Below are 24,864 nucleotides of genomic sequence, written 5' to 3'. Positions count from 1 at the left end.
GCTCGAAGTCGGTCACGACGTTGGTACCCGCCGTCACCTTCGCGGAGCCGACCTGCGGGACGTACCCGTTGGCCGTCGCGATGATCTGCGCGGTGCGCTCCGACTTGTCGAACCAGTACTCGTACGTGCCGTCGGCCCCGGTGACCAGGGTGACCGCCGAGAAGCGGCCGTTGAGCTGGACCACCGCGTCCCCGAGCGACACGACGCCGTCGGGCGTGAAGCCGCCAACGGTGCCGGAGAGCTTGCCCCAGCTCTTCGGCGGGTTGATCTTCATGGACACGTCCACCGACGGGGCGTCGTAGGGCGTGGCGGCGTCGGCCACCAGCTTGCCGGTGAACGTGCCCGGCTGGGACACCACACCGTTCAGGGCCGCCGTGATGGTCTTGCTCTGGCCCGGTGCGAGCGTGAACTCGGCAGGAGTCGTCGTCACCCAGTCCATGCCGCCGCCGGCAGTGTCACCGGAGACGTTCATGACGATGTGCATGTCGGGCCAGCCGATGGAGTCCGTCGTCGCCGGCTCCGGAAGCGAGCAGTCGGTGGCGGAGAGGTACGACGGCGCGCTCTGCCCCGCACCGTTGGACCCGATGTAGAAGACGCCACCGTTCGCCTGCTGGTTGGCCGAGACGACCTCGACAACGAGCGTGGAGCCGGCCGGCACCTCGCCCGCCACCGGCACCGAGATCATCGTCAGGGTCGAGGCCGGGATGGCGACGTCGGCCGTCCCGATCTTGGTCAGGTTGGCGAACGTGAGGGCGCCGTCCAGGGTGTGGAGGTTGACGGTCAGGGTCTGCGCCGTCGCCTGCTCCACCCCGAAGGAGACCTCCGAGACGTCGAAATCACCGTCGATGCCGAAGTCGCTCAGCGTGAACGTCCGGAAGAAGTGGTTCTCCGTCGTCCCCGCCAGGCCACCGCACGAGGCCGAGCTGAGCTCGGCGATCTCCTGCGACGTCGAGTGGGTGATGGTCGTGGCGTTCGGCGACACCGGGATGGACTCCGGCGTCACGACCTTGCCCGTGGTCCCCTTGCCCGCGGCCTGGAGCCGCGTACCCGAGGCACCGAGCGACCCGCCGACCTTCGCCGACGGCTTCGTGGACCTGGCGACGGTCGCCTCGCCCTGCGGGTGCTGGATGACGGCGGCGCCCTCGGCCCCCAGGATGTCGAAGCCACCACCGGTGCCGACCAGCTCGACGTCGGCCGGCGCGGTGCCCTCGTTCTTCACCGTGAACCGCTTGGTCGTGGAGCTGCCCAGCGGGAGCGTGGTGCTGATCGAACCGGTGCTGACGGCGAGCTTGCCCGCGGCGAGCGCCGCGTCGAACGTGCCGGTGCCCTCCGGCTCGAGGGTGACGGTGCCGGACTCGGACTCGTAGTCCGGCGCCGTGACCTCCACGGTGTAGTCGCCGGGAAGGGCGATGGCCGAGTAGCTGCCGTCCTCGCTCGACGTGGCGGTCCGGGTCACGCCATCGGCGGTCGCCGTGACGGTGGCGCCCTCGACGGGGTCACCCGTGTTGAGGTCGGTGACGGTGCCCTCGAGGAACGCGAGGACGGGTGCCGTGTAGGTGATGCTCAGGCCCGCGGAGACCGCGGGAGTGTTGTTGGAGTACTGCATGCCGACGGTGCCGGACTCGTTCTCGATACCGATCGACGCCGAGCTGCCCTTGGCGGTGTCGGTGTCGGTGGTCTCGCCGTAGCCGTAGATCACCGTGCCGTCCTCGACGAGCGTGACGGAGAAGCTCAGCCGGTCGGTGGCCGGGCTGTACTTGCGCACGTTGCGCCACTCGACGACGTACGCGTCCTTGCCGTCGACGGTCGTCGTGCCGGTGTACAGGCCGGCGGCCGCGTCGAGGTTGAGGTCGTCCCAGAACGGGTACAGGGCGGCGTTCGGTGCCGCGCTGCTCGGGATGGCGCCGTTCGCGTAGCTCGTCGTGCCGGCCAGGAAGTTCAGGTGGCCGTTCGAGGTGACGAACGCGCTGTCGTAGCTCACGCCGTAGAAGGGGAAGCTGAACGGCAGGTCGAGCGAGGTCTGCACGTCGTCGCCGGTGAGGGTCGACTTGGTGTCGCCCTGCAGGTAGTCGCCGGTCGACGTGGCGCAGGAGTAGCCGAAGTCGTCGGTCACCGCGGTGATCTCGACGGGCACGTCCTTCGCGCCGTCGACCACGACGTCGGCCTCGTAGGTGGAGGCGCAGCCGCCCATCTCCACGGTCAGCGGGTAGGTGCCCTCCGGGACGTCGGCGAAGGCGAAGGTGCCGTCCGCGCCGGTGGTGGTGTCCTCGAAGTGGCTGCCGAGGCTGACCGGGGCGCCGGCTACCGGGTCGCCCGACCCGGCGAACGTGACGGTGCCCGTCACGGCGTGCGACGGGGCGGCCTCGAGCGTGATCGGCACGTCGACGGTGCCGTCCTCGGTGACGGCCGCGGGGGCCGGCGTCGAGGGCAGGAACCCGAAGGCGGATGCGGACACCGTGTAGTCGCCGGTGGCGACGCGCGCGCTGAAGGTGCCGTCCTCGTCGGTGCTGACGGTGCGGTCCCGCTCACCGTCGACCGTGACGTCGGCCCCGGCGATCGGGGCGCCTGCGGCATCGGTCACGGTGCCGTTGACGTACCCGGTGGCGCCGATCGGGGCTGCGTCGATGAGTGCGGCGACGTCGAGCTTGCCCTCGCCCCACACGTTGTTGTCGTCGGCGGTACCACCGCAGGTGGTGTCGTTCGTGTCGACGGCGGACTCGTTCAGCAGGGCCTGCGTGCCCTCGATGTCACCGATGAGGGCGGGGGCCGCGCTCCACAGCAGCGCCACCGCACCCGCGAGGTGCGGGGCCGCCATGGACGTGCCGTTGAAGGCGGCGTAACCGTCACCCGGGACCGAGGAGCGCACGTTCACGCCGGGGGCCGAGATGTTGGGCTTGACCAAGCCGTCCTCGCCGGCGCCGCGGGACGAGAAGCCGGCGATGGCGCCGTTCACGTCGAACGCGCCGACCGAGTAGGAGCCGGTGTTGGCGCCGGGGGACGACGTCGTCGTGCATCCGGGGCCGGAGTTGCCGGCGGACCAGGTGCCGAAGATGCCTGCGGCCTCCCAGGCCGCTGTGGTGTCGGTGTACCAGTCGTCGATGGCGCCCGCGGCGGTGAGGCCCCACGAGTTGTTGACGATGTTGGGTCGCTTCGACGGGTCGGGGTCGCTGCCGTCGGTCTTGGTCGGGGCGACGATCCACTGCCCGGACGAGAGCAGGGCGGCGTCCGAGCAGCTGTCACAGCCGTTCGTGGCGATCCAGTCGGCGCCGGGTGCGACACCGATCTGGTTGCCGTTGCCGTCGTCGCCGACCATGGTGCCGATGGTGTGCGTGCCGTGACCGTTGTCGTCGAACGGCAGCTCGGCCGAGCCGGAGGTGTCCTGCCAGTTGTAGTCGTTCACGACCGTGCCGTCGGCCTGCTTGCCGCGGTACTGGTCGGCCAGGGCCGGGTGGTCGTACTGCGCGCCGGTGTCGATGTTCGACACGGTGATGCCCTCGCCCGTGTAGCCCATCTCCCAGACCTCAGGGGCGTTGATGGCGTCAAGGCCCCACTCGACGGCAAGGGTGCCCTTGTCGCTGACGTCGGTCCGCTTGACCGGCTCGACCAGGTTCAGCTGCACCGTCTCGCTGATCCGCTGGACCTCGCCGCTCTTCGCGAGCTTGTCCGCCAGCGCCAGCGTGCCGTCCTGGACGAGGATCCGGTTGCTGATCCAATAGCTCTCGTAGTCGGCGCCTGCGGCCTCGAGCTGCTTGATCAGACTCGCCTGGGACGCCTCGGCGGTGCTGGTGAGAGCGTCGTAGACACGCTGCCCCCGCTCGTCCCAGTTCGTGACGCCCCGGGCGTCGGTCAGGTCTGCCTCGTCCGCCATCTCGACCCAGAAGTCGGCGGTCTTGCGCTCGGCCAGCATCTCCCTCGCGAAGTCGGTGAACTTGTCTTCGGGGTCGGCTGCCACGGCCTTCGTGGTTGTCGCCGCTGTGGCCGGGGACGTTCCTGCGAACGCCACCGGGGCGACGCTCAGCGCTGATGTCGCGACAAGCGCGAAAACCGCTGTGGCGGTTGTCGAGCGTTGTGCGAGAGCAGTTCGACGATGCATGAACCCTCCATTACCCGGCGCATCCACGACTCCGGATGCGCTTGCACGGACCACGGTCGTGGGCCATCCCCAACCGTCGTTCGCACAGGTCACGGCAACAAGGTCCGTTCACGGTCAGGTGACGGTCACTTCTCGGTCAAAACACGGTCGGGTGTGAGGTGGCCACTCGTGTCAACAACCCGGGCGGAACTTCACCCGTTTTCGGCCATAATTCACCCCTTACGGGTGATCTGTGGCGTAAAAATGCCAACCGGGCGGGAATGTGTCATTTCCGGCACGCAACGCGCAGGTAACGAAAAATTGACCTCATTGGTACGGGCCGAGGACAAACTGGCGCGCGCTGGCTGGTTTCACCCCGGTAAGTACCCGAACGGCCCCATCCACGGAGGGTGACGCACGTGACGCTCGACCCCGCACCAGGTTCCGCTCCCGGCCTCGTCGTCTGCGTTGGCCTTCCCTCGGACCAGATCATCGAGATCGCCCATCTTCTCCGTGGCCGGGCGACGGTGCTCGCCACACCCGACGCGGAAGGCGCTCGCGCCGTCCTCGGCAGCCAGGCGGCACCCCGGCGCCCGGCCGACGCAGGCCCGCGTGTCCTCGGCGCGCAGCCCGAGCGGTACGACAACCCCGGCCCGACGGAGGACCGGACCTACGGTCGGCAGCTCCCTGAGTACTCCACCGACCGGTTCCCCGAGAGCGACAACCTCACCGAGGCTCCGCTGCTCGCCGCGGCCGAGCGGACATCGACAGCGCTGTCCTCTGCCTCGCCCGCACCGGTGCCCGGCGTGGCCGACGCCGGGGCCGCTGGACGTCGCGGACGGTTCCGGCCGGCGTCGGGCAGCGTGCTGGCCCAGCCGGTGCTGCACACGACCGTCCCGACGTCGCTCCGGCCGGCGGCCGGGTACGCGGCAACCGCCACGACGGCCCGGGCCACCGCGCGAGGCGCCGGCTCGGTTCCCGAACCGGCCCTCGGCGGCGGTGCCGGTGTCGTGCGGGACCGGACCGGCAGCGTTCCCGCCGTCAGCCGATCGATCCCGATGACCGCCCCGCCGACGCTGGAACCGCTGGTGGCCGGGCCGCTGCTCGTGGACCTGGCCGGCCGGGAGGTCATCGCGCTGGGCCGTCGCGTGTATCTGTCGGCGCGGGAGTTCGACCTGCTCGCGACCCTCGCCCTGGAGGCGGGCCGGGTCTGGTCGTTCGCCGAGCTCACCGCACGTGTCTGGCAGCTGCCCTACCTCGGCGACTCCGACCCGGTGACGTCGGCGGTGAAGCGGCTGCGCAAGCGGCTGGCGCCGGTCCGCGACGTCGAGGTCGCCTCGGTGCGCGGCGTGGGCTACCGGCTCAGGGTGCGGGTCTGAGGTGCAGGCTCAGGGACGGCCGGGCCGGGCCGGGGCGCAGGATCACGCCCCGGTCACCAGCCAGCGGTCACCCCGCGCACGCCATCCCGTGGTGACGGCGCGCGCGGCCATGAACACGCCGGCGAACGCCAGCCAGAGCCAGGCGAGACCCCGTGCGCCATCGGGTGCCCAGGCGGAGACGGCGAGCGCGAACGGAACGTATACCACCAGCGTCGCCATGCCGGCCCAGGCGAGGTAGCGGCCGTCGCCCGCGCCGATGAGGACGCCGTCCAGCACGAAGACCCAGCCCGCCATCGGCATGAGCACGCCACAGACGGCAATGCCGAGGGCGATCGCGACGCGTACGTCGGGGTCGGGCGAGAACAGTGGCGCGATCAACCAGCCGGTCGCCGCCAGGACCAGGCCGATCGCTGCCCCGGCGCCGACGCCCCACTGCAGGCAGCGGCGCAGCACCAGGCGCACGTGCCCGACGTCGCCGGCGCCGAGCCCGTGGCCGACCAGGGCCTGCGCCGCGATCGCGAGCGCATCGAGCGCGAACGCGGCAAGGCCCCACAGGGAGCTCACGACCTGGTGCCCGGCCAGCGCGACCGCGCCGAGATCGGTCGCCACGACCACGGTGAGCAGGATCGCGGCGCGCAGGCTGAGGGTGCGGATCACCAGCGGCACGCCGGCCCGCGCACCCGAGAGGATGCCTGCCCGGTGCGGACGCAGGCTCGATCCGTGGGCCCGGGCGCCCCGCACCACTATCACCCCGAGCACCACCGCCATGAGGATCTGGGTGATGGCCGTCCCCAGGCCCGATCCGGCGATCCCCATCCCCGCGCCGTAGACGAGCGCGAGGTTCAGGCCCACGTTGAGCAGCGCGCCGGAAGCTGCGACGACCAGCGGGGTGCGCGTGTCGCGCAGCCCGCGGAGGACGCCGGTCGCGGCCTGGACCACGAGCATCCCGGCGAGGCCGGGCGCCGACCAGCGCAGGTAGGTCACGGCGTGCCGCGCGACGTCACCGTGCGCGCCGAGGGCGGTCACCGTGAGCGGGGCGGCGAGCAGCAGGACAGCGACGAGGACTGCGCCGATCCCGAGCGCGAGCCACATCCCGTCGATGCCGGACTGCAGCGCCTCCCGCTCCTTGCCCGCACCGGTGAGCCGGGCCACCGACGCGGTCGTCGTGTACGCGAGGAAGATGCACAGCCCGACGAGCGTCAGGAGCACGTTGCTCGCGAGCGAGAGACCAGCGAGCTGGGCCGTGCCGAGATGCCCTACGACCGCACTGTCCACAAGCACGAAGACGGGTTCGGCGACGAGCGCCCCGAGGGCAGGTACCGCGAGGGCGAGGATCTCCCGGTCGAAGGACCGCCGAAAACCCGGAGTGTGGCGCGGCTCGCCCAACTTTCTTTCCTCCACAGGCTGGGGGTGACGTTGATGCAGGTCAGAGGGGATGGTGATGTTTTACACAGGGGTTATCCACAACTGGGGACAGGGTTGTCCACCCACTGTGCACAGCCCTGGGCCACCTTTCCACATGGATGTGCACAGGCTCGTCCACAGGTCTCATTGCGTTCGGGTCCGCAGGGGCTTAGCGTCAGCGGGACCTACCACCCGGCCGACCGGGGCGAGGCTGTCGCACACGACACAAAGGCGTGTCGGCCCCGAAGTCCCGGGGCGTGTGGGTGGCGGGGAGTAGAACAGGTGTAGGACGTCGATCGAGCGCACGCGCAGCGTGCGCCCCGATGTCACGAGACGTGGAAAGCAGGAGGTGCGGATGTCGGTCGAGGAGCTGGAGTCGAGCTATTCGGGACGGCCGGGCCTCGATCGCACCCCGCCGCAGGACATCGCCGCGGAGATGAGCGTGCTGGGCGGCATGCTGCTGTCCAAGGACGCGATCGCCGACGTGATCGAGCAGATCCGCGGCAACGACTTCTACCGGCCGGCGCACGAGGCGATCTACGACGCGATCATCGACCTCTACGGTCGCGGCGAGCCGGCCGACGCCATCACGGTGCTCGCCGAGCTGCAGCGCCGCGGCGAGCACGCGCGCGTCGGTGGTGCTCCGTACCTGCACGACCTGATGGCCGGCGTGCCGACGGCGGCGAACGCGGGCTACTACGCACGGATCGTCCGCGAGCGCGCCATCATGCGCCGCCTCGTGGAGGCCGGCACACGCATCGTGCAGATGGGCTACGCCACCGACGGCGGCGAGGTCGACGACGTCGTCAACAACGCGCAGGCCGAGGTCTACGCGGTGACCGAGCGCCGGGCGTCGGAGGACTACCTGCCGCTGGCCGACATCATCGGGCCGACCTTCGACGAGATCGACGCCGCCCAGGGCCGCGGCGAGGGACTCACCGGTGTGCCGACCGGGTACTCGGACTTCGACCGCCTGACGAACGGCCTGCACGGCGGCCAGATGATCGTCGTGGCTGCCAGGCCGGCCGTGGGCAAGTCGGTGCTGGGAATCAACGTCGCCTCTCATGCGGCCATTCACCACAACCAGGCCTCCGTCATCTTCTCCCTGGAGATGAGCCGCAACGAGATCGTCATGCGTATGCTCGCGGCCGAGGCCCGGGTGCCGCTGACCAAGATGCGTAGCGGCAACATGGACGACGGCGACTGGCAGAAGCTCGCCGCCACCATGGGCAAGGTGTCGGACGCCCCGCTGTTCATCGACGACTCGCCGAACATGTCGCTGATGGAGATCCGCGCGAAGTGCCGGCGGCTCAAGCAGAAGCACGACCTCAAGCTCGTGGTCATCGACTACCTCCAGCTGATGTCGTCCGGCAAGCGTGTCGAGTCGCGTCAGCAGGAGGTCTCCGAGTTCTCGCGGTCGCTCAAGCTGCTCGCGAAGGAGCTCGAGGTGCCCGTCATCGCCATCTCGCAGCTGAACCGTGGCGCTGAGCAGCGCAGCGACAAGAAGCCGCAGATGTCGGACCTTCGTGAGTCGGGCTCGATCGAGCAGGACGCCGACGTCGTGATCCTGCTCCACCGTGAGGATGCCTACGAGAAGGAGTCACCACGCGCCGGCGAGGCGGACTTCATCGTCGCCAAGCACCGTAACGGCCCGACCGACGTGATCACCGTGGCGTTCCAGGGGCACTATCAGCGGTTCGTCGACATGCAGGTGTGACCGACCCTCGAACTCCTTCCGTCCCACCGCTTACTCGCACGCATCAGTCCGCGGCGGCGGGACGCGCGGCGTCCTGGTGCTCGAGGCCTTCACTCAGACCGGCGTCTCGGCGATCGTGGTCTCGTCCTTCTGGTCCGCGGCTCGCGCGCGCCGCCGGTCGAGCGCGGCCATGACGGGCGTCGCGCCGATGCCGTGGATGATGATCGAGCCGACGACCACCAGGCCTGCGATCCCCCAGATCCGGCCCTCGCCAGGAAACGTCGAGTGCTCAAGGGCGTACGCCACGTAGTACAGCGTGCCGATGCCGCGCACCCCGAAGAACGCGATGACCGCGCGGTCCCTCGAACCAGTCCTCCCCGGCGTGAGCGAGAGCCAGCCCGCGAGCGGCCGGACCACGAGCAGGAACACGAGCGCCAGCCCGACGTCGAACCACCCCACGTCGTCGAAGAGTCCTCGGGCCACGGCGCCGCCGAGCAGCACGACGACCGCGACGGTCAGCAGGCGCTCGATCTGCTCGACGAACTTGTGCAGCACCGCGTGATAGCTGTGCTCCCGCTCGACCGTCCGCACCGTGCATGCGCACACGAAGACCGCGACGAACCCGTACCCCTCGGCGAGCTCGGCCGCTCCGTAGGCGAGGGACGTCGCCGCGAGCGCCACGAATCCTTCGGCCTTCTCGGTCAGGCCCAGTCGATCACCGACCTTTGAGAAGAAGATGCGCCCGAGCAGCCAGCCGACGGCGATCCCGATGAGTACGCCCACGCCCAGCCGCCACGCGACATCGACCAGCAGCCACTCCGCGGCCCAGCCGCCCGGATGGATGCCGGCGGCGCTCACGGCGATGGCGAGGTAGGTGAACGGGAACGCCAGCCCGTCGTTCAGTCCGGCCTCGGAGGTCAGGGCGAACCTGACCTCGTCGTCCTCTGCCTCTGCCTCCGTGACGGGCTCACTCACCTGGACCTCGGACGCGAGCACAGGGTCGGTCGGTGCGAGGGCGGCCGCCAGCAGGAGCGCGCTCGCGGCACCCAGGCCGAGGGCCGCCCATCCGAGCAGCCCGACGGCGAGCATGGACAGCGGCATCGCGATGGCGAGCAGCCGCCACGTCGTCGACCACGAGCGCCACCCGAGTGGCCGGTTGAGCGCGAGGCCCGCCCCCATGAGCGAGACGATCACGCAGATCTCGGTGAGGTGCAGGGTGATGGTGCCGTGCTGGAGCGGATCAGGGTCCGGCAGACCGGGCAGCGCCAGGAAACCTACGAAACCGGCAAGGAGGAACACCATCGGCATCGAGATCGGTGCCCGACCGAGGACCCGCGGGAGCAGAGCGGCCGCAAGTGTGGCGAGGCCGAGCGCGACGAAGAGGCCCCCGGAGCTCTCGAACTCGATCATCTGTCGGAGCGTAGTGCGGGCTCAGCCACACGCACGTCGACGCTGCGCGAGCGCGCCTGGCCGGAGCAGCACCACCACGCCTGCAGGAACAGCGACTCGATGCCTGGTCAGTCGAAGTACGCGCAGTAGCCGAGAGCCTCACGCTCAACTCGGTTGAGCCCGTGAGGTGAGCTGCCGCAGGGCACGGAGCCGCTGGCGTCCTCCCCGTTCCACGAGGTGATGGTGAACTCGGCGGACTCGTCGCCGTCGAAGGTGACGGGCAGGCCCCCGCACCGCACGACGCCGGGCAGGCTCCGCAGCTCACTGGTCGTCCACCAGGCGTAACCGCTGGCCGGGAGGTTGCCTTGGGCCGTGGCGAAGCGGTCGTACCCGTCGTCGATCTGCTTGATGAACGTGAACGCTCGGTCGTGCTCAGCACGGGGCAGCAAGGCCCGTGCGACCTCGGGTCGCAGGAGTGGGGCGGTTACTCTGCCCTCGGGCAGGCCACCATCCTCGAACGTGCCTTCCTGCACGCCGTCATCAGTGCTCACGGACGCCACGAACAGCACGGCCACCGTCCGGGACGACTCCTCGCCCCACTCGATGGTCAGGTCCTCGGCCGGGCAGGCTGCGGGCTCGGTCTCCAGGCCGACCAGCCTGCGGATCTGCTCGCTGCCCGGCAGAGCCACCTTGCCTATCCCAGGCACGGGCACCGGGCCCGCGAGGGCGAGCACGAGGGCAACCGCCACCGCCGTCGTCCCTGCGGCCGCTGCCTGCCAGGAGCGTCGCCGCCGCAACGCGCGCCTGCTCCCCTCCAGCACCTCGTGCGTGTCGAAGTCCCGGCCCGTCATCGAATCGGCCCCAGCGCGCAGGCGAGCGACCACGTCGGTGTCGTTGATGCTCATCGCTCATCCTCCTGGAAGATCTCGCGCAGGCGGGCGATCCCGCGTGCGTTGGCTGACTTGACGGTGCCCAGGGCCACGCCGAGCTCGCGAGCCGTCTGTACCTCCGTGAGGTCGAGCAGGTGCCGCAGCACCACGACCCGGCGCTGTGAGAGAGGGAGCAGCGCCAACGCGCGCACCACCTCGTCGCGGACCACCACCCCGTCCGCGTGCCCAGGCACCGACCCGGCCGGGACGGCGTCGGACACCACCTCCCGGCGCGAGCGCCGCCACCTGTCCACGCGCAGGTTCAGCAGGATGCGCCGCGCGTAGGCGCGGGGCTCACCGGCACGGGCCTTGCGCCACGCACGGTACGTGCGCTCGAAGGTCTCCTGAACCAGCTCCTCGGCACGGTGCACGTCGCCGGCCAGGAGCAGGGCCGTCTTGTGGAGGTACGGGCCGGAGTCACGGACGAACGCCGTGAACTCCTGGTCCCGCGTGAGGGCCACCTCGACCCGGACCAGTGGGTCATCACTCAGCTGAGCTGACATGTCCACGTACCCTCCCTCGTCATGTCCCCCACCACGCACCACCGTGGTCAAAAGGTTCCACAGCACCGCGCTCTCGACACGCGGGCACGCCACCGCGCGACTCGATCCGGACCGCAATAGCGTCGGCACGTCCGGCGTCCGCCGGATCCTGCACAAGGAGGACAGGCGATGGGACTCTTCGGCCGCCGCACACCGCGCCCCACCCGCCCGGGCGTCGAGCCTCGACCACCGGCCGAGCACGCACCCGCGCCCGCGCCCGCCGAGAGCGGCGCGTCCCGGCTCTGGTCTGACGGCTTCGGTCGTGTCGGCACGCGGGCGTTGCAGATCCTCGCGGTCGTCGCGGTCATCGTCGTCTTCGGGTTCGTGGGCACGCGCCTGACGCTCGTGGTGATCCCCGTCCTGATCGCGCTCGTGCTGGCGGCGGCGATCTACCCGCTGGTCTCGCTGCTGCGCCGCCGCGGTCTGCCGTCGCTGCTCGCGACGTGGATCGCGCTCCTGGCCCTGGTCGCGCTGCTGTCGGCGATCGTGTGGCTCGTGGTCCTGGCCGTCGTGGACCAGTGGGACGAGCTGCAGAGCCAGGCACTCGACGGCTTCGACTCCCTGCAGTCGTACATCCAGAACCTGCCCTTCAACATCACCGAGGAGCAGATCGCGTCGGTGCGCGAGTCTGCCGTCGGCCTGCTGCAGTCGGACACCGTGGGCTCCGGTGCCATCGCGGGCGTCTCCCAGACCGCCGACTTCGTCGCCGGGTTCTTCATCATGATCGTCGTGCTGTTCTTCTTCCTGAAGGACGGCCCGGCGATGTGGGAGTTCCTGCTGCGGCCCTTCGAGGGCCACCGGTACGAGCGAGGGCAGCGCGTCGGGGCCGCGACCATCCGGACGCTCGGCGGCTACGTGCGCGGGACGGCGATCGTGGCGTTCGTCGACGCCGTCGGCATCGGGATCGGCCTCGCGATCGTGGGCGTCCCGCTCGTCATCCCGCTGTCCGTGCTCGTCTTCCTGCTCGCCTTCATCCCCCTGGTCGGCGCGACGGTGGCCGGTATCCTCGCGGCGCTGGTCGCGCTCGTGGCGGTCGGGCCGGTCCAGGCGCTCATCGTCGTCGCGATCGTCGTCGTCGTGAACCAGCTCGAGGGCGACTTCCTCCAGCCGGTCGTCATGGGCCGGACCCTGCGCCTGCACCCGCTCGTCATCCTGTTTGCGCTGACCGCGGGGACGGTGCTCGTCGGCATCACGGGCGCCGTCCTCGCCGTACCGATCGCCGCCTCGATCTGGCGCGCCATCCAGGTGTGGGACGGGCCCGACCTGCCTGCACGGTTCGCGCGGCAGAAGCGCTCCGAGACCGTCTGACCCGCGCCGGCCTCAGAGCTCACGGATGTAGCAGAGCATGCGGTAGTCCTCGCCGGGCTGGATGTTGGTGAAGCCGTGTCGCTCGTAGAACCGCCGCGTGTCCACGTCCACCTCGTCGACGTTGATGTGGATCTCGCCGCAGTGCCGCGACCGGACGAGGTCGACAGCGGCACGCAGCAGCGCCGTGCCGAGGCCTTGGTCGCGCAGGCGCGGCTTGACGTAGAGCTCTTCGAGCTGCGCGAGCGGCCCGTCGTAGTAGGGCGTCGGGCGCAGGGTGAGGAAGGCGAAGCCGGTCGGGTCGTCACGACTGCCGGTGAGCAGGACGACGACGTCGTCGCGGTCGAGCAGGTGCGTGAAACGGCCGGCGAACTCGTCCGCGCCCGGCCCGTCGACGGCGAACTCCTCGTTGAACTCCCACAGGAGCCTGCCCACGACCGCGGACTCGGCGGAGGTGGCGCGAAGAACTGGATCGCTCATCCGGCCAGTGTGCCGCCAAGAAGCTTCCAGTGGCCCTCGGACACGACCTCGACGGACCCGTCGGCCACCACGAGGGCGGTCTCGTCGTCGATCGCGTACGCCGGTCCGTCGATCCCGGCCGCCCACTTCTCGGCGGCGGCCATCGTGTTGTACGGCAGCATCGGGTGGTCGACGTGCGGAAAGATCGAGAAGTCGACGATCCCGAGCGTGGCGTCGTCGCCCGACGGCGAGGCCCACTCGACGAACCACTCCCCGATGCGCGGGGTCATCACCATGCTGCCTGCGCTCATCCCCACGTAGACCGTCTCGGTCAGCGACGGCAGGAGGTCCGCGAACCCGGACTCCCGCATCCAGTGGTTCAGGTAGAGGGCGTCGCCGCCCGCCACCAGGAGGACGTCCGCCTCCCGGACCTTGGGGACCCAGAGCCCCTCGTCGATCGAGGGCAGTGCGGTCAGCTCCAGCACGCCGACCGACTTCCAGCCGAGCCCGGTCATGTCGTCCGACTCTCCGGTGATGAAGTCCCTGGCGTTGCGCCCCGGGCCGACGGCCGGGTGCCCGTACAGCGCGGTCGGGATGCAGAGGGCGTCGCAGTCGGCGACCGGCCGGCCCAGCAGGTCGAGCAACGCGTCGTGGATGCTGGCGTTCCTGACGCCTGCGGAGGTGAGCAGCAGCCGCATGATTCTCCGGTTCGGGTGGGGAAGAGTTCGACGACCGGTAGACGGCGGGGCGCCGCGGGAATCATCGCTGCCGCGTACCCGACTCTGGTGCGCTAACCGTTTAACCTCCTTCGGCCCGTCCGACGTTTAACGATAAATTCGCCGCACCGTCGGGCTTTGTCCTGCGGACTCCGTCCCCGGCAGCGCGGCTGGGGACCCTGGTGAAGGGAGCGACACCATGCGACACCCCACTCCGTCCCGAGGCTGGCGGGCCCTGCTGGCGGCCTCGGCTGTCCTGCTCGCCCTCGGCGGGCTCAACGCACCCGCCTCCGCACTCCCCGAAGAAGCCGCTCCGGCGGCAGCCACCGCCGGCTGCGGCCAGCCAGCGGGTCTGGGCACCGGCAACCACACCGTCACCAGCGGCGGGCAGTCCCGCACGTTCCGCCTCGACGTACCCGCCGGGTACGACCCGAGCCGGCCGTACCGCCTCGTCGTGGGGCTGCACTGGTGGCACGGCACGTCGCAGGACGTGGTGAACCAGGGCTTCTACGGCCTGAAGCCGCTCGCGAGCAACAGCACGATCTTCGTGGCCCCGCAGGGCATCGACAACGCCTGGCCCAACACCAACGGCCGGGACGTCACGTTCGTGGACGATGTCCTGCGCACCCTCGACTCCGCGTTCTGCATCGACACGGGCCAGCGGTTCGCCACCGGGTTCAGCTACGGCGGCGGCATGAGCAACGCCCTGGCCTGCGCGCGGGCCGACGTGTTCCGCGCGGTGGCGGTCCTCAACGGCGCCCAGCTGTCCGGATGTGCCGGCGGCACCCAGCCCGTCGCCTACCTCGGCTCCCACGGTGTCACGGACAGCGTCCTGAACATCTCGCAGGGCCGTGCGCTGCGTGACCGCTTCCTGCGGAACAACGGGTGCCAGGCGCAGCAGGCACCGGAGCCCGCCGCGGGCAGCGGCACGCACACCAAGACCAGCTACACGTGCCGCGACGGCTACCCGGTCGTGTGGATCGCGAACGACAGCGACCACCAGTGGGACGCCCGGGACCGCGGGCAGTCGCAGTCGCACGTGCCGGGTGAGATCTGGCGGTTCTTCACCTCCCTGACGTCGACGACGCCGACGCCGACGCCCACCGGTGACTGCACGGCGACGTACCGCACCGTGAACTCCTGGCCCGGCGGCTTCCAGAGCGAGGTGACCGTCCGGGCCGGAGAGGCGCCGACGACGTCGTGGAGCGTCAGCTGGCGCTCGTCGGGTGAGCGCGTGGACCAGGTGTGGAACGGGACGGCGACGGCGCAGGGCGACCAGGTCGTCGTCCGGAACGCGGCCGAGAACGGCCGGCTTTCGGCCGGTGGCACCACGACCTTCGGCCTGCTCGGCAGCGGCACGCCGCCGACACCCGCGCTGACGTGCACGAGCTCCTGAGGGGCTGAGCCGGCCGCCGGCCCGCTCGTGGAGCGGGTCGGCGGCCATCAACCCTTGCGCGGTCCGCCCAAGAGCTCAGAGCCGCGCGAACCGGGCACGTGCGAAGGAGTAGAGACCGAACGCACCGATCCCCAGCCCGACCACGAGGAGGAGCGCCGTACCGAACGGCTGCTCGCGCATGGCGCGTAGTGCCTCGTCGAGCCCGCCCGCCCGAGACGCGTCCGTCGTCACCGCGGCAGCCACGATAAGCCCGCCCACGACGCCGAGCGCGATGCCCTTGGCGATGTAGCCCACCTGGCCCAGCCGCTCCACCACCGGTCCGACGGAGCCGCCGCCGGTCCCGGCGAGGTCGCGCAGGAACTTCTTCCGCCAGCCCTTGACAACGTGGTACACACCGACGCCGACGATGACAAGGCCTACGGCCCCCACCAGCCAGGGGCCGCCCGGCATGCGCAGGACATCGGCCGTCATGCTCTCCTCGCTGCTGCCACCACCGGAACCCTGTGCGTACCGGGCACTGCTGGCCGCCAGGACTCCGTAGAGCACACCCTTGGCCAGGCTCTTGAGCCGCGCGCCGGCCTGGTTCTCCGCACCCGGCACACCAAGGGCGGCCGTCGCGAGCTGCCACAGCGCGAGCGCGGCGAAACCCACGGCTACCGCCCAGAGCAGGAACTCACCGCCGGGCGCCTGGGCGATCGCGCTGAAGGCGCCCGACTCGTCCGCCTGGCCCGTGGGCTGGCCCAGCGCGAGCTGGACAGCCAGCCAGGCGACCAGCACGTGCAGCACACCCGAGGCGGCGTAGCCGCCGCGTGCCAGGGCGTGCAAGGCATCGCTGTTCTGAGCACGCCGAGCAGCGTTCGCCGGTGAGTTCTTGGGCACGCGCACACCTCCATTGGGCCGCACAGATCGCGACGTGGTACACCGTCGCGCATTTCACCGCAACTCGCACGTTGCGGAAACCAGGGCAGCGCCACCTGGGCCTCCTCGTACGGCCCGACAACCCCGCGTCAGCCCACCTGGTCCGCGTCGTCGTAGCCCATCCCGCTGCCGCACGCCGCCAAGACCTCACCGTCTGCGATCAGTCGCACGTCGGTCCACACCTGCGTCCCCAGGGCACCCAGATCGCCGTCGGATTCCTGAAGCTCGACGTCCGCGACATGGACGTCCCCGTCCGGCGAGATATTCCTGGTGTGCGTGTACGAACCGTCCGACGAGGGGTCGTCGTCGACGCCACCCGTCCCGACGTCCCAGGACCTGGAGATCATCGGCTCCCCGTCCTCCGACGACGGCCGGGCATCGATCTCGACGCGGTAGTGGACGTCGCGCACCGACGGGTCGCTCGCCCAGGTGACCGTCGCGCCCGGGTGTGCGGTGCGGGTCGCCTTGACGGTCCACATCCGGCGCTCCCAGTCCTCCCACACGGACCCGTCGAGGGCTATCTCCCCGGTGGTCAGATACGGGGCTCGGCCGTCCAGCTCGCACACCACGACGCTCTCCGGAGCCGACGAGGCGCCGCCGTGGATAGGAAAGCAGTACCCGAGCCCCAGGACGACGGCGACCAGGGCAGCCGAGTACACGGCGAGGCCCTGCTTCCGCGGGAGGTCGGGAAGCTGCTGCACCACGACGGTGCGGACGATACCGTCGGCGAAGGTCTGCCGCTTCCGGTGCCACAGCGGCCGCAGGTAGCCGATGAGCAGGACGGCATCGAGCAGGTGCAGCACCCAGCGCGCCACCGTCGTCCACAGGCCGGCCGGCGCGGAGGACTCCTCGCGGACCACCCTGATGCCGACCACCAGCTTGCCGGGCGTCCAGCCGGTCAGGGCCTGGAGCACCAGGAGAACCGCGACCGCACCGAGCGGTATCAGGATCCGCGGGTCCGAGGGCCAGCCCTCGTCGGCGTCCGCCCAGAGCACCGGGGTGAGCGTGGGCAGGAAGTACCCGCTACCGAACGCCAGCCAGGTGACTCCGGCCAACATCGCGTCGTCGAGGAGCGCCGCGACGACGCGCTGCCCCCAGGTCGCGTATGCGGGCGCGACGGCCGCATCGATCACAGGCTCGGCGTCCGGTACGAGGCCGGCCCTGGACACGCCGGCCTCGTCGGGCCGGGAGCCTTCGCTGGTGAGCATGGTCGGATCATGCCAGCGCGGGCGCCCGCGGCCCAGGAAAGACAGAGACAGCGAGCCGCCGTCGAGCTCCGGGTCAGCCTGCCGCGGTCGCATCGCCGACCGTCGCCCGCGCGAGGCTCGCCAGCAGCTCCGCCGCGGGGCGCGGCCGGACCAGCCACAGCAGGTGGCTGGACTCGAGGGTGTGCACGTCGTACCGGTTGTCGGGGGTGAGCGCGTCGGCCTCGCGGATCATCCGGTCCTGCATCGCGACCGGGATGCTCGTGTCGCCGCTGAGCCGCACGTAGGTCCTCGGGATCGTGCCCCAGGTCGCGGCCTGGACCCGGTCCGCAGAGGTGCCCGCGTCCAGGTTCTCGTCCGGCTGGAAGGTGTTGAGGAAGGTGAAGAACTCGTCGTCGGTACCGTCGGCGAGGAACGCCTCCTTGAGGCCCGCGAGCGCAGCCGGGTCCGCGGTGCGGAAGTTGGCGCGCAGCAGGCCGACGGCGGCCGGGTCGGCTGCCAGCACGCCGGCGAGGACCCCGGCGTCGACGGATGCCATCTCGGGTTCGGCGTAGTACTCGCCCACCCCGAGATCGACCGGCGCCCACGCGGAGACGTACACGATCCGGTCGATCAGGTCCGGACGGGCGTTGCCGACCGCGGTCAGCGTGGCGCCACCCCGGCTGTGACCGACCAGGATCACCGGGCCGTGCTCCTTGGCGCGCTCCAGTGCCTCGATGACCCGGGCCGCGTTGTCGGCGAGGGTGACACCCTTGATGCTGCCCGGCGCGGTCGCCAGGCCCGCGAGGTCCTGCGGTGCCTGGTACGCGGCCGGATAGGTCGCCGCGAAGCCGTGCCCGGGCAGGTCGACCGCGGCCGAGCGGTGGCCGAGCAAAGCGAGCTCCGCCTGGAGCGGCGCGAACGAGAACGAGTTGGCGAAGGCGCCGTGGACCAGGACGTACGTGGGGGACATGGGGCCAGATGTTACCGAGTCCGGCACCCTCGCCCGGCCTACCGGCCGAGCGCCGCCTCGAAGCCACCGCCGTCGGCGAGCCCGATGACGTTGCCCGCTGGATCGGTGAACCAGGCGCCGTCGCCTCCCTCCATGAACCCGCGCACGATGCCCTTCTCGTCCTGCTCGAACCCCTCGTAGCGTTCGAACTTCACGCCCTTGGCGGTGAGCTCGTCCACCACGGTGTCGACGTCGTCGACGGTGAGGTGCAGGACCGTGAACGACGCCGGCGTGTGGTTCTCCTTGGCGTACACGAACACCGAGGTACCCCCGTCGAGGTTGAGTGCAAGGCCCGCACCCTCGGGGAGGGCCGTCACCCGCAGCCCCAGCGTGTCCGCGTAGAACGCGCGGGCCGCGTCGATGTCGTTCGCCGAGAAGCTCGGGTACACGTTGCGCACAGTGACCATCGCTGTCTCACTCCCTCGTGACCGGCGGTGACCGCACCGCAGGGCGCGCCGCGGGGCGTCAGTCACTTCCAGAGTCCCACCGTGGGCCTCGACCGCAAGGCAGTCGGCCCCCCGCCGGCCAGACATCACCCTCGGAGCGCCACGCCGGTCACTGGCCGACGCGGCCGTCGATCCGCTCGCGCAGGATGTCGGCGTGGCCGCAGTGCCGGGCGTACTCGACGATCTGTCCCACGAGCGCATCGCGAAGCTGCAGGTCCGCGCCCTCCGGTCCGAAGTCGGACGCGCCGGCGTTCCACGTGCCGAGGTCGGGGACGCCGTCGAGGTAGCGGTCCGTTGCGTCCATCTCGGCGTGCCAGGTCCGCCAGGCGTCCTCGACGACCGCCGGGTCGGCGACCGCGCCGTTCCACTCCGCGTCGCGGTCCTCCTCGGTGCGGTACAGGTCGGGGGCGTCCTCGCCCGCCATCACGCGGCGCAGGTGCCGCTCGCCGTCGGCGAGGTGCCGCACCAGGCCGAGCAGGGACATGGTGGACGGCGGGGCCGACCGGCGGGCGATCTGCTCGGCGTCGAGACCCCCGCACTTCATCTCCAGGGTGAGCCGATAGTAGCGGAGGTAGTCGAGGAGCAGACCGCGCTCGTCGGACGGGGTCTCGGTCTCGCGCGGGTCGTCGTCGGGGTCGGCCCACATGTCGGGGAAGACTGTGGACTGCGTCCAGCGCGTCGTCAGGGCTTCTTCGGCCTGCTCCTGTGGGTCCATACGAGCATCGTGGACCCATGCCGGAGCAGACCGCCACGGAAAATCGGGCCCGTGCTGTCGCTCAGGCCTGGTAGCGGAACGCGTCCCACGCGCCGAGCAGGTACTGGATGCCGAGCGCTCGGTCGTAGAGGCCGTACCCGGGACGGGGCTTGTTCGTGGTGTTCTCGTCCCAGAGGTGGCGTCCGTGGTCGGGCCGGATGTAGCCCTGGTAGCCGGCCTCCGCGTACGCCTTCATGATCCCGGTGGTGTCGACGCTGCCCTCGACGGCGCGGTGGGCGACCTCGGTGAAGTCGCCGTTGTCGAAGTGCTTGATGTTGCGCACGTGCGAGAAGTGGATGCGGTCCATGAAGGTCCGCACGGCGTCGACGGCGTCGTGTTCCGGGTTGGCGGAGAAGCTGCCCAGGCACAGCGTCAGCCCGTTGTACGGGCTCGGGTTCAGGTCGAGCACCCGGGCCAGCCCTTCCTTGGTCGAGACGACGCGCGGCCACCCGAAGACGTCGAAGGGCGGGTCGTCCGGGTGCACACCGAGCTTCACGTCCGCCTCCTCGCAGGCGGGGATCACCGCGTCGAGGAAGTACTTGTAGTTCGCGTACATGTCCTCGTGGGTCACGCCCTCGTACGCCGCGTTGAGCTCGCTGAAGCTCGCCAGCCGCTCCGGCTCCCAGCCGGGCAGGGTCAGCCCGTGCGTGTTCGCCTCCATGTCGGCGATGAGGCTCTCGGGCGACATCTTGTCGACCACTGCCTTCTCGTAGTACAGCGCGGTCGAGCCGTCGGGCAGCGGGTGCCACAGGTCGGTGCGCAGCCAGTCGAAGACGGGCATGAAGTTGTAGCAGACGACCTTCACGCCGGCGCGGCCGAGCCGCTCGATGGTCGTGACGTAGTTCGCGATCGCCTCGTCACGGCTCATCCCGAGAACGGTCCGGCCGAGCTTGATCGACTCGTGGACGTTGACCGACTCGACCACCTCGGCGTCGAACGTCCGCGTCACGCCCTTGGCGCGGGCCTCGTCCGACAGGCCGGTGATGCGGGCGACCTCTGCGTCGATCTCCGCCTGCTCCCAGACCTCACCTGCCTGCTTGTGGTGCAGGCTCCACACGATGGTCTCCACGCCAGGGATCTGTCGCACATGATCCAGGGTCACTGTGTCGTTGCCCTCGCCGTACCAGCGGAAGCCCATCTTCACGGCCGCACTCCTCGTCGTCGTCCTTGTATGTCCAATCTTGTATACATCATGCCCGCCCCGCGGCGCGGGGCGGGCACGTGTTTCACAGGGTGGTGAAGCGCAGCCGCATCCGGACGGGCGCAGCGTGGAGCTGAGCGTTCGCCAGGACGCCCGGGCCGCACGCGGCGCTGCCGACGCCGTGCTGTGCCGCGTCGAGGTGCAGCCACAGCCTGCCGTCCGGCACGAGCTCGTGCGGGTGGGCCGCACGGTCCAGCGCCTCGTCGGACCAGGGGCGCAGCGACAGCTCGATCCCGAGCTGCGACCGGGCGCCCACCGTCACGTCCCCGGCGTCGATCCGCAGGCCGGTCCCGTCCGTGAAGGACAGGACGGCGCTCGTGACGCCCCGGCGCGCGCCGTTCTCCTGCGGGTGGGTGTACCGGGTCTGCCAGTCCGCGACGGTGTGCTGCCACGAGCCGCCGAGCGCCGCCTGCCTCGAGTCCGCGTACGACTCGTCCGGCCCGAGGCCCGTCCAGCGGACGCCGGTCTCGGCGGCCGCCAGCTCGTCGAGCGCGAGCACCACCCCGAGGCGAGCGACGTTCTCGGGCCAGCGGCCCTCCGGCCGGATGTCGACGAGCAGGTCGACCGCGTCCGGCGCGTCGGTGACGGGCTGCCAGCGGTAACGCGTGGCGAAGCCCGCACGGGTCGCCGGGCCGGCGATCCTGGCGTCGATCTCGAGCGCCCCGTCGGCGCTGACGCCGACGCCGTTCTTGCGCTCGGCGAGCAGGTGCAGGCCCGCGCCGCGCCACTTCTCCTCGTCGGCCGACCCCTGCCACTTCGCCGGACGGCGGTCGTTGTCGGTCGGCGCACGCCAGGCGTCGACCCGGAAGCCGTGCACCGTCCGGCCGGCGAGCTCACGGAGGTCACCGCGACCGTCGAACCGGGCAGGGCCGGCGCGGAACCCGCCGTCGGCCTCCGTGGACACCCGGCCCGCCGGAGCGGTGAGCGACGCCGGCTCGACGAGGAGCAGCTGGCCGGCGCCGAGCTCGAAGCCGGGCTCGAGCCACGCCTCCTCAAGCGCCTCCGCCTTGTGCTGGACGGCGCGCACGGTCCACCAGACCGGGGCCTCGCCCGGCTCGGGAAGCACGAGGTCGGACGGCGGCCGCACCACCGTCTGGGTCCCTGCCTCCAGCACCAGGTCGAGGGTGCCCGTCGCGAGCGCTTCCGCACCGCGGTGCAGCGTCCAGCCGATCTCCGCGTGGCTCGTGTCGCGGAACGCGTAACGGTTACGCACCAGGAGCGTGCCGTCCGGCTGCGCGTCGATGCGGATCGGCGCGAACACGGCCGCCGTCTCCAGCAGGCCGGGTGACGGCGTGCGGTCGGGCAGGAGCAGGCCGTCGGCGATGAAGGTCCCGTCGTGGAACCGCTCGCCGAAGTCGCCGCCGTACGCCGCGAACTCGACCCCGTCGGCGTCGGTGCGGGTCAGGCCGTGGTCGATCCACTCCCAGATGAACCCGCCGAGCAGGCGCGCGTGCCGGTCGAAGGCCGCGTCGTAGTCGGCGAGGCCGCCCGGGCCGTTGCCCATCGCGTGCGCGTACTCGCACAGCACGAACGGCATGGCCCGACGGCGGGCGTCGGCGTCGGCGCGCTCCAGCGGCGGCTCGATGCCCTGGCCGATCAGCTCGACCTCCGCGCTGTCGGCGTACATCCGCGAGTACACGTCCACGTGGTCGCTCGAGTAGTCGCCCTCGTAGTGGATCGGCCGGCTCGGGTCGAGCGCCCGGACGGCGTCGACCATCGCCGGGACGTTGCGCCCGCCGCCCGCCTCGTTGCCCAGCGACCACATGATGATGCTCGCGTGGTGCGCGTCGCGGCGCACTGTCCTGGTGACACGGTCGACCAGCACCTCGGTCCAGGCCGGGTCGTCGGTGGGGTTGCCGGCCCAGCTCTCGCCCAGGAACCCGTGCGTCTCGAGGTCGTTCTCGTCGATCACGTAGAGGCCGTACCGGTCGCACAGGTCGAGGAAGTGCGGGTGGGGCGGGTAGTGGCTCGTGCGGACGGCGTTGATGTGGTGCCGCTTCATGAGCAGCACGTCCTCGAGCATCCGCTCGGGCGTCACCGCACGGCCACGCAGCGGGTCGAACTCGTGCCGGTTGACACCGCGCAGCTTGATCGGCCGCCCGTTGACGAGGAACACGCCGTCCTCGATGGAGACGGTACGGAAGCCGACGGCGAGCGTCACCGTCTCGGTGTCCGTCGAGACGACGACGTCGTAGAGCCGCGGCTGCTCGGCGCTCCACGGCTCGACGGCGACCTGCAGCTCCTCGCCGGCCGCGCCCTCGATCCCGAGCTCCGGAACCGCCACCCGTGCCGCTACCGCCCCGGAGGAGGCCACCACCACCGCGGCGTCCACCCGCAGCGTGCCGACGCCGGTCGTGTGGTCGTAGCCGGCGTGCACGCGGACGTCGTCGAGCGCGCCGTCCGGCCGGTGCTCCAGCGTGACGCTGCGGAAGATCCCCGAGAGCCACCACTGGTCCTGGTCCTCGACGTACGACATGGCCGACCACTTGGTCACGCGGACCGCGAGCAGGTGCTCGCCGCCGTCACGCAGCTTGTCGGTCAGGTCCACCTCGGTGGGCAGGCGGGAGCCGTGCGACGTGGCCAGCAGCTCGCCGTCGAGCGCCACCTGGAACCAGGAGTCCACGCCCTCGAAGCGCAGGAGGGTGCGGCCACCGTCCGGCCAGTCCGCGGGCAGCCGGAACGTCGTGCGGTACTCGCCGGTCGGGTTGTCGTCGGGCACGTGCGGCGGGTCGACAGGGAACGGGTAGAGCACGTTGTTGTACTCGGGCACGCCGTAGGGCCACGCATGCGGAGCCTCGGCGAGCTGCCAGTGCCCCGGCACAACCAGCCGGTCCCACTCGTCGCCGCGCTCGGCGCGGTCCACCCCCGTCTCCGGATGCGGGAACAGGCGGAACCGCCACTCCCCGTCGAGCGACAGGGTCGCCGCGCTGGAGGCGCCGGCCGGCGGGCGGAATCGTGGGGCGACGACACCGTCCGGCGTTGCGACGGACTCGTGGGTGGTGGTCATGACTCCTCCAGGCGGAGAGGGTGGGGAAGCGGGCAAGCAAGAGCGCCGGTCGAGACGGTACCCCGCGCGGCCGTGCCAGCGGGCGCCCGGAGCCAGATGATGGACAGATGGCCAGTCTTCTGCATGCCGTCCGATCGGCGGTCGCCCCGCTGACGCGCACGCGCGCGTTCCGCGCCGTCGGCCCCGTGCTGCTTCCGCCTGCCGAACGGGCGCTCGCCTGGCTCTCCCGAGGGCGGCTGCAGGTCAGCGCCCTGCTGGTGCCATCGCTCGTGCTGCACACGACGGGTGCGCGGTCGGGAGAGCCGCGCGACACCTACCTCATGTACACGCCCGACGGTCCCGGGCGGGCGATCGTCGCCGGGTCGGCGTTCGCGCAGGGGCGACACCCGGCGTGGACGTACAACCTGCTCGCGCACCCGGAGGCGAGCATCAGCGTGGCCGGACGGCGGATCCCGGTCCGCGCGACCCTCATCGGCGACGACGAGCGGGATGCCACCTGGGCCCTCATCGAGTCGCAGTGGCCGGGCTACCGCGGGTACGAACGGGACTCCGGGCGGGTGGTGCGGCTGTTCCGGCTGCAGCTTGCCGACCCTGCGACGCGCGAGGAGCGCACCGCCCGGGGATGACGCGGCGGACATAGCCTCGGATCCATGGCATACGACCTCGCACTCGCGGACGAGATCCGGACCGTGCTGGACGGCGCGCCCGAGGTCACCGAGCGGCGCATGTTCGGCGGGCTCTCGTTCATGATCAACGGCAACCTCGCGGTGGCGGTGCGTGGCTCGGAAGGGATCCTGGTCCGTGTCGGACCCGAGGCCGCCGAGGAGCTGGAGCGCACCACCGCCGCGACACGTGCCGTGATGGGCGCGCGCGTCATGGCCGGCTGGCTGGCGATCGGGCCCGACGGCCTCGGAACCGAGGAGGAGCTGGCCGGCTGGGTGCGACGCGGCGTGGACCACGCCCGGTCGCTACCGCCGAAGTAGGTGCCGGTCGCCGTTGACCATGCACCTGCTGCCAAGAACGGGGTCCGTGTGGCAGCAGGTGCATGGTCAACG

The 24,864-nt window shown here is 71.0% G+C and carries 20 protein-coding genes; 6 read left to right on the top strand and 14 right to left on the bottom strand.

Features of this window, described 5'->3' with window-relative positions:
- Window positions 1–3,952: carboxypeptidase regulatory-like domain-containing protein (locus AB0I32_RS07125; RefSeq protein ID WP_357504281.1), on the bottom strand; the 3,952-nt coding region annotated here is incomplete at its 3' end.
- A gap of 539 nt (window positions 3,953–4,491) precedes the next feature.
- Between AB0I32_RS07125 and AB0I32_RS07120 the strand changes: the two genes are divergently transcribed.
- Window positions 4,492–5,451 carry a winged helix-turn-helix domain-containing protein gene (locus AB0I32_RS07120; protein WP_357504279.1) on the top strand — a complete coding sequence of 320 codons (960 nt, stop codon included), beginning with the start codon at window positions 4,492–4,494 and terminating at the stop codon, window positions 5,449–5,451.
- Window positions 5,452–5,493: 42 nt separating this feature from the next.
- On the opposite strand, the gene AB0I32_RS07115 is transcribed toward AB0I32_RS07120, so the two are convergent.
- Complete coding sequence (locus tag AB0I32_RS07115) at window positions 5,494–6,837, bottom strand: MATE family efflux transporter (RefSeq protein ID WP_357504277.1); 1,344 nt, start codon at window positions 6,835–6,837, stop codon at window positions 5,494–5,496.
- 373 nt (window positions 6,838–7,210) lie between these two features.
- On the opposite strand from AB0I32_RS07115, the gene dnaB reads away from it, so the two are divergent.
- Window positions 7,211–8,572 (top strand): replicative DNA helicase, encoded by a 1,362-nt coding sequence (dnaB, locus tag AB0I32_RS07110; RefSeq protein WP_357504274.1) that lies wholly within the window; start codon window positions 7,211–7,213, stop codon window positions 8,570–8,572.
- 93 nt (window positions 8,573–8,665) lie between these two features.
- Here dnaB and AB0I32_RS07105 read toward each other — a convergent pair whose 3' ends face one another.
- The 3 genes from AB0I32_RS07105 to AB0I32_RS07095 all read right to left on the bottom strand — a co-directional run bounded on the left by AB0I32_RS07105 (window position 8,666) and on the right by AB0I32_RS07095 (window position 11,372).
- Window positions 8,666–9,961, bottom strand: coding sequence for a cation:proton antiporter (locus tag AB0I32_RS07105; protein ID WP_357504272.1), 1,296 nt, complete (start codon window positions 9,959–9,961; stop codon window positions 8,666–8,668).
- Between the two features lie 107 nt (window positions 9,962–10,068).
- Entirely contained in the window at window positions 10,069–10,845 is a 777-nt protein-coding gene (locus AB0I32_RS07100) for a hypothetical protein (RefSeq protein ID WP_357504270.1), read from the bottom strand.
- Window positions 10,842–11,372, bottom strand: coding sequence for a SigE family RNA polymerase sigma factor (locus AB0I32_RS07095; RefSeq protein ID WP_357504268.1), 531 nt, complete (start codon window positions 11,370–11,372; stop codon window positions 10,842–10,844). Before AB0I32_RS07095 ends, AB0I32_RS07100 begins: the two co-directional genes overlap by 4 nt.
- Before the next feature lie 168 nt (window positions 11,373–11,540).
- Between AB0I32_RS07095 and AB0I32_RS07090 the strand changes: the two genes are divergently transcribed.
- Window positions 11,541–12,719: an AI-2E family transporter gene (locus AB0I32_RS07090; protein ID WP_357504266.1), complete on the top strand. Its 1,179-nt coding sequence runs from the start codon at window positions 11,541–11,543 to the stop codon at window positions 12,717–12,719.
- A 12-nt stretch (window positions 12,720–12,731) separates the two neighbouring features.
- On the opposite strand, the gene AB0I32_RS07085 is transcribed toward AB0I32_RS07090, so the two are convergent.
- Window positions 12,732–13,196, bottom strand: a complete 465-nt coding sequence (locus AB0I32_RS07085; RefSeq protein ID WP_357504264.1) for a GNAT family N-acetyltransferase — start codon at window positions 13,194–13,196, stop codon at window positions 12,732–12,734.
- Complete coding sequence (locus AB0I32_RS07080; protein WP_357504262.1) at window positions 13,193–13,873, bottom strand: Type 1 glutamine amidotransferase-like domain-containing protein; 681 nt, start codon at window positions 13,871–13,873, stop codon at window positions 13,193–13,195. The genes AB0I32_RS07085 and AB0I32_RS07080 overlap by 4 nt, the downstream gene beginning before the upstream one ends.
- Before the next feature lie 217 nt (window positions 13,874–14,090).
- Between AB0I32_RS07080 and AB0I32_RS07075 the strand changes: the two genes are divergently transcribed.
- Entirely contained in the window at window positions 14,091–15,287 is a 1,197-nt protein-coding gene (locus AB0I32_RS07075) for a cellulose binding domain-containing protein (RefSeq protein WP_357504260.1), read from the top strand.
- 75 nt (window positions 15,288–15,362) lie between these two features.
- Here the strand turns inward: AB0I32_RS07075 and AB0I32_RS07070 are convergent, their stop codons facing one another.
- The 7 genes from AB0I32_RS07070 to AB0I32_RS07040 form a co-directional block, all read right to left on the bottom strand.
- A complete protein-coding gene (locus AB0I32_RS07070) occupies window positions 15,363–16,166 on the bottom strand; it encodes a DUF1206 domain-containing protein (protein ID WP_357504258.1) in 804 nt (267 codons plus the stop codon).
- Between the two features lie 128 nt (window positions 16,167–16,294).
- Complete coding sequence (locus AB0I32_RS07065; RefSeq protein ID WP_357504256.1) at window positions 16,295–17,413, bottom strand: RDD family protein; 1,119 nt, start codon at window positions 17,411–17,413, stop codon at window positions 16,295–16,297.
- Between the two features lie 73 nt (window positions 17,414–17,486).
- Window positions 17,487–18,362 (bottom strand): alpha/beta fold hydrolase, encoded by an 876-nt coding sequence (locus AB0I32_RS07060; RefSeq protein WP_357504254.1) that lies wholly within the window; start codon window positions 18,360–18,362, stop codon window positions 17,487–17,489.
- Between the two features lie 38 nt (window positions 18,363–18,400).
- Window positions 18,401–18,808: a VOC family protein gene (locus AB0I32_RS07055; RefSeq protein WP_357504252.1), complete on the bottom strand. Its 408-nt coding sequence runs from the start codon at window positions 18,806–18,808 to the stop codon at window positions 18,401–18,403.
- Between the two features lie 148 nt (window positions 18,809–18,956).
- Window positions 18,957–19,562, bottom strand: coding sequence for a DinB family protein (locus AB0I32_RS07050; protein ID WP_357504250.1), 606 nt, complete (start codon window positions 19,560–19,562; stop codon window positions 18,957–18,959).
- Window positions 19,563–19,623: 61 nt separating this feature from the next.
- A complete protein-coding gene (locus AB0I32_RS07045) occupies window positions 19,624–20,739 on the bottom strand; it encodes a mannonate dehydratase (RefSeq protein ID WP_357504294.1) in 1,116 nt (371 codons plus the stop codon).
- A gap of 88 nt (window positions 20,740–20,827) precedes the next feature.
- Window positions 20,828–23,809, bottom strand: coding sequence for a glycoside hydrolase family 2 TIM barrel-domain containing protein (locus tag AB0I32_RS07040; RefSeq protein ID WP_357504248.1), 2,982 nt, complete (start codon window positions 23,807–23,809; stop codon window positions 20,828–20,830).
- 107 nt (window positions 23,810–23,916) lie between these two features.
- On the opposite strand from AB0I32_RS07040, the gene AB0I32_RS07035 reads away from it, so the two are divergent.
- Both AB0I32_RS07035 and AB0I32_RS07030 read left to right on the top strand, forming a co-directional pair.
- Window positions 23,917–24,435: a nitroreductase family deazaflavin-dependent oxidoreductase gene (locus AB0I32_RS07035; protein ID WP_357504245.1), complete on the top strand. Its 519-nt coding sequence runs from the start codon at window positions 23,917–23,919 to the stop codon at window positions 24,433–24,435.
- Window positions 24,436–24,459: 24 nt separating this feature from the next.
- A complete protein-coding gene (locus tag AB0I32_RS07030) occupies window positions 24,460–24,792 on the top strand; it encodes a TfoX/Sxy family protein (protein WP_357504243.1) in 333 nt (110 codons plus the stop codon).
- Window positions 24,793–24,864 lie beyond the last annotated feature (72 nt).

Origin of the sequence: Promicromonospora sp. NPDC050249, from assembly GCF_040656015.1 — a bacterium.
Classification (GTDB): Bacteria; Actinomycetota; Actinomycetes; order Actinomycetales; family Cellulomonadaceae; genus Promicromonospora.
This window is presented reverse-complemented; position numbering and strand designations above follow the sequence as displayed.

Excerpts from the sequence above, each read along its gene's own strand:
- dnaB (WP_357504274.1), top strand. The coding sequence starts at position 7,211 with ATGTCGGTCGAGGAGCTGGAGTCGAGCTATTCGGGACGGCCGGGCCTC.
- AB0I32_RS07075 (WP_357504260.1), top strand. The coding sequence starts at position 14,091 with ATGCGACACCCCACTCCGTCCCGAGGCTGGCGGGCCCTGCTGGCGGCC.
- AB0I32_RS07105 (WP_357504272.1), bottom strand. The coding sequence starts at position 9,961 with ATGATCGAGTTCGAGAGCTCCGGGGGCCTCTTCGTCGCGCTCGGCCTC.
- AB0I32_RS07040 (WP_357504248.1), bottom strand. The coding sequence starts at position 23,809 with ATGACCACCACCCACGAGTCCGTCGCAACGCCGGACGGTGTCGTCGCC.
- AB0I32_RS07050 (WP_357504250.1), bottom strand. The coding sequence starts at position 19,562 with ATGGACCCACAGGAGCAGGCCGAAGAAGCCCTGACGACGCGCTGGACG.
- AB0I32_RS07085 (WP_357504264.1), bottom strand. The coding sequence starts at position 13,196 with ATGAGCGATCCAGTTCTTCGCGCCACCTCCGCCGAGTCCGCGGTCGTG.
- AB0I32_RS07055 (WP_357504252.1), bottom strand. The coding sequence starts at position 18,808 with ATGGTCACTGTGCGCAACGTGTACCCGAGCTTCTCGGCGAACGACATC.
- AB0I32_RS07090 (WP_357504266.1), top strand. The coding sequence starts at position 11,541 with ATGGGACTCTTCGGCCGCCGCACACCGCGCCCCACCCGCCCGGGCGTC.
- AB0I32_RS07030 (WP_357504243.1), top strand. The coding sequence starts at position 24,460 with ATGGCATACGACCTCGCACTCGCGGACGAGATCCGGACCGTGCTGGAC.
- AB0I32_RS07080 (WP_357504262.1), bottom strand. The coding sequence starts at position 13,873 with ATGCGGCTGCTGCTCACCTCCGCAGGCGTCAGGAACGCCAGCATCCAC.
- AB0I32_RS07065 (WP_357504256.1), bottom strand. The coding sequence starts at position 17,413 with ATGCTCACCAGCGAAGGCTCCCGGCCCGACGAGGCCGGCGTGTCCAGG.
- AB0I32_RS07045 (WP_357504294.1), bottom strand. The coding sequence starts at position 20,739 with ATGGGCTTCCGCTGGTACGGCGAGGGCAACGACACAGTGACCCTGGAT.
- AB0I32_RS07060 (WP_357504254.1), bottom strand. The coding sequence starts at position 18,362 with ATGTCCCCCACGTACGTCCTGGTCCACGGCGCCTTCGCCAACTCGTTC.
- AB0I32_RS07095 (WP_357504268.1), bottom strand. The coding sequence starts at position 11,372 with ATGTCAGCTCAGCTGAGTGATGACCCACTGGTCCGGGTCGAGGTGGCC.
- AB0I32_RS07035 (WP_357504245.1), top strand. The coding sequence starts at position 23,917 with ATGGCCAGTCTTCTGCATGCCGTCCGATCGGCGGTCGCCCCGCTGACG.
- AB0I32_RS07100 (WP_357504270.1), bottom strand. The coding sequence starts at position 10,845 with ATGAGCATCAACGACACCGACGTGGTCGCTCGCCTGCGCGCTGGGGCC.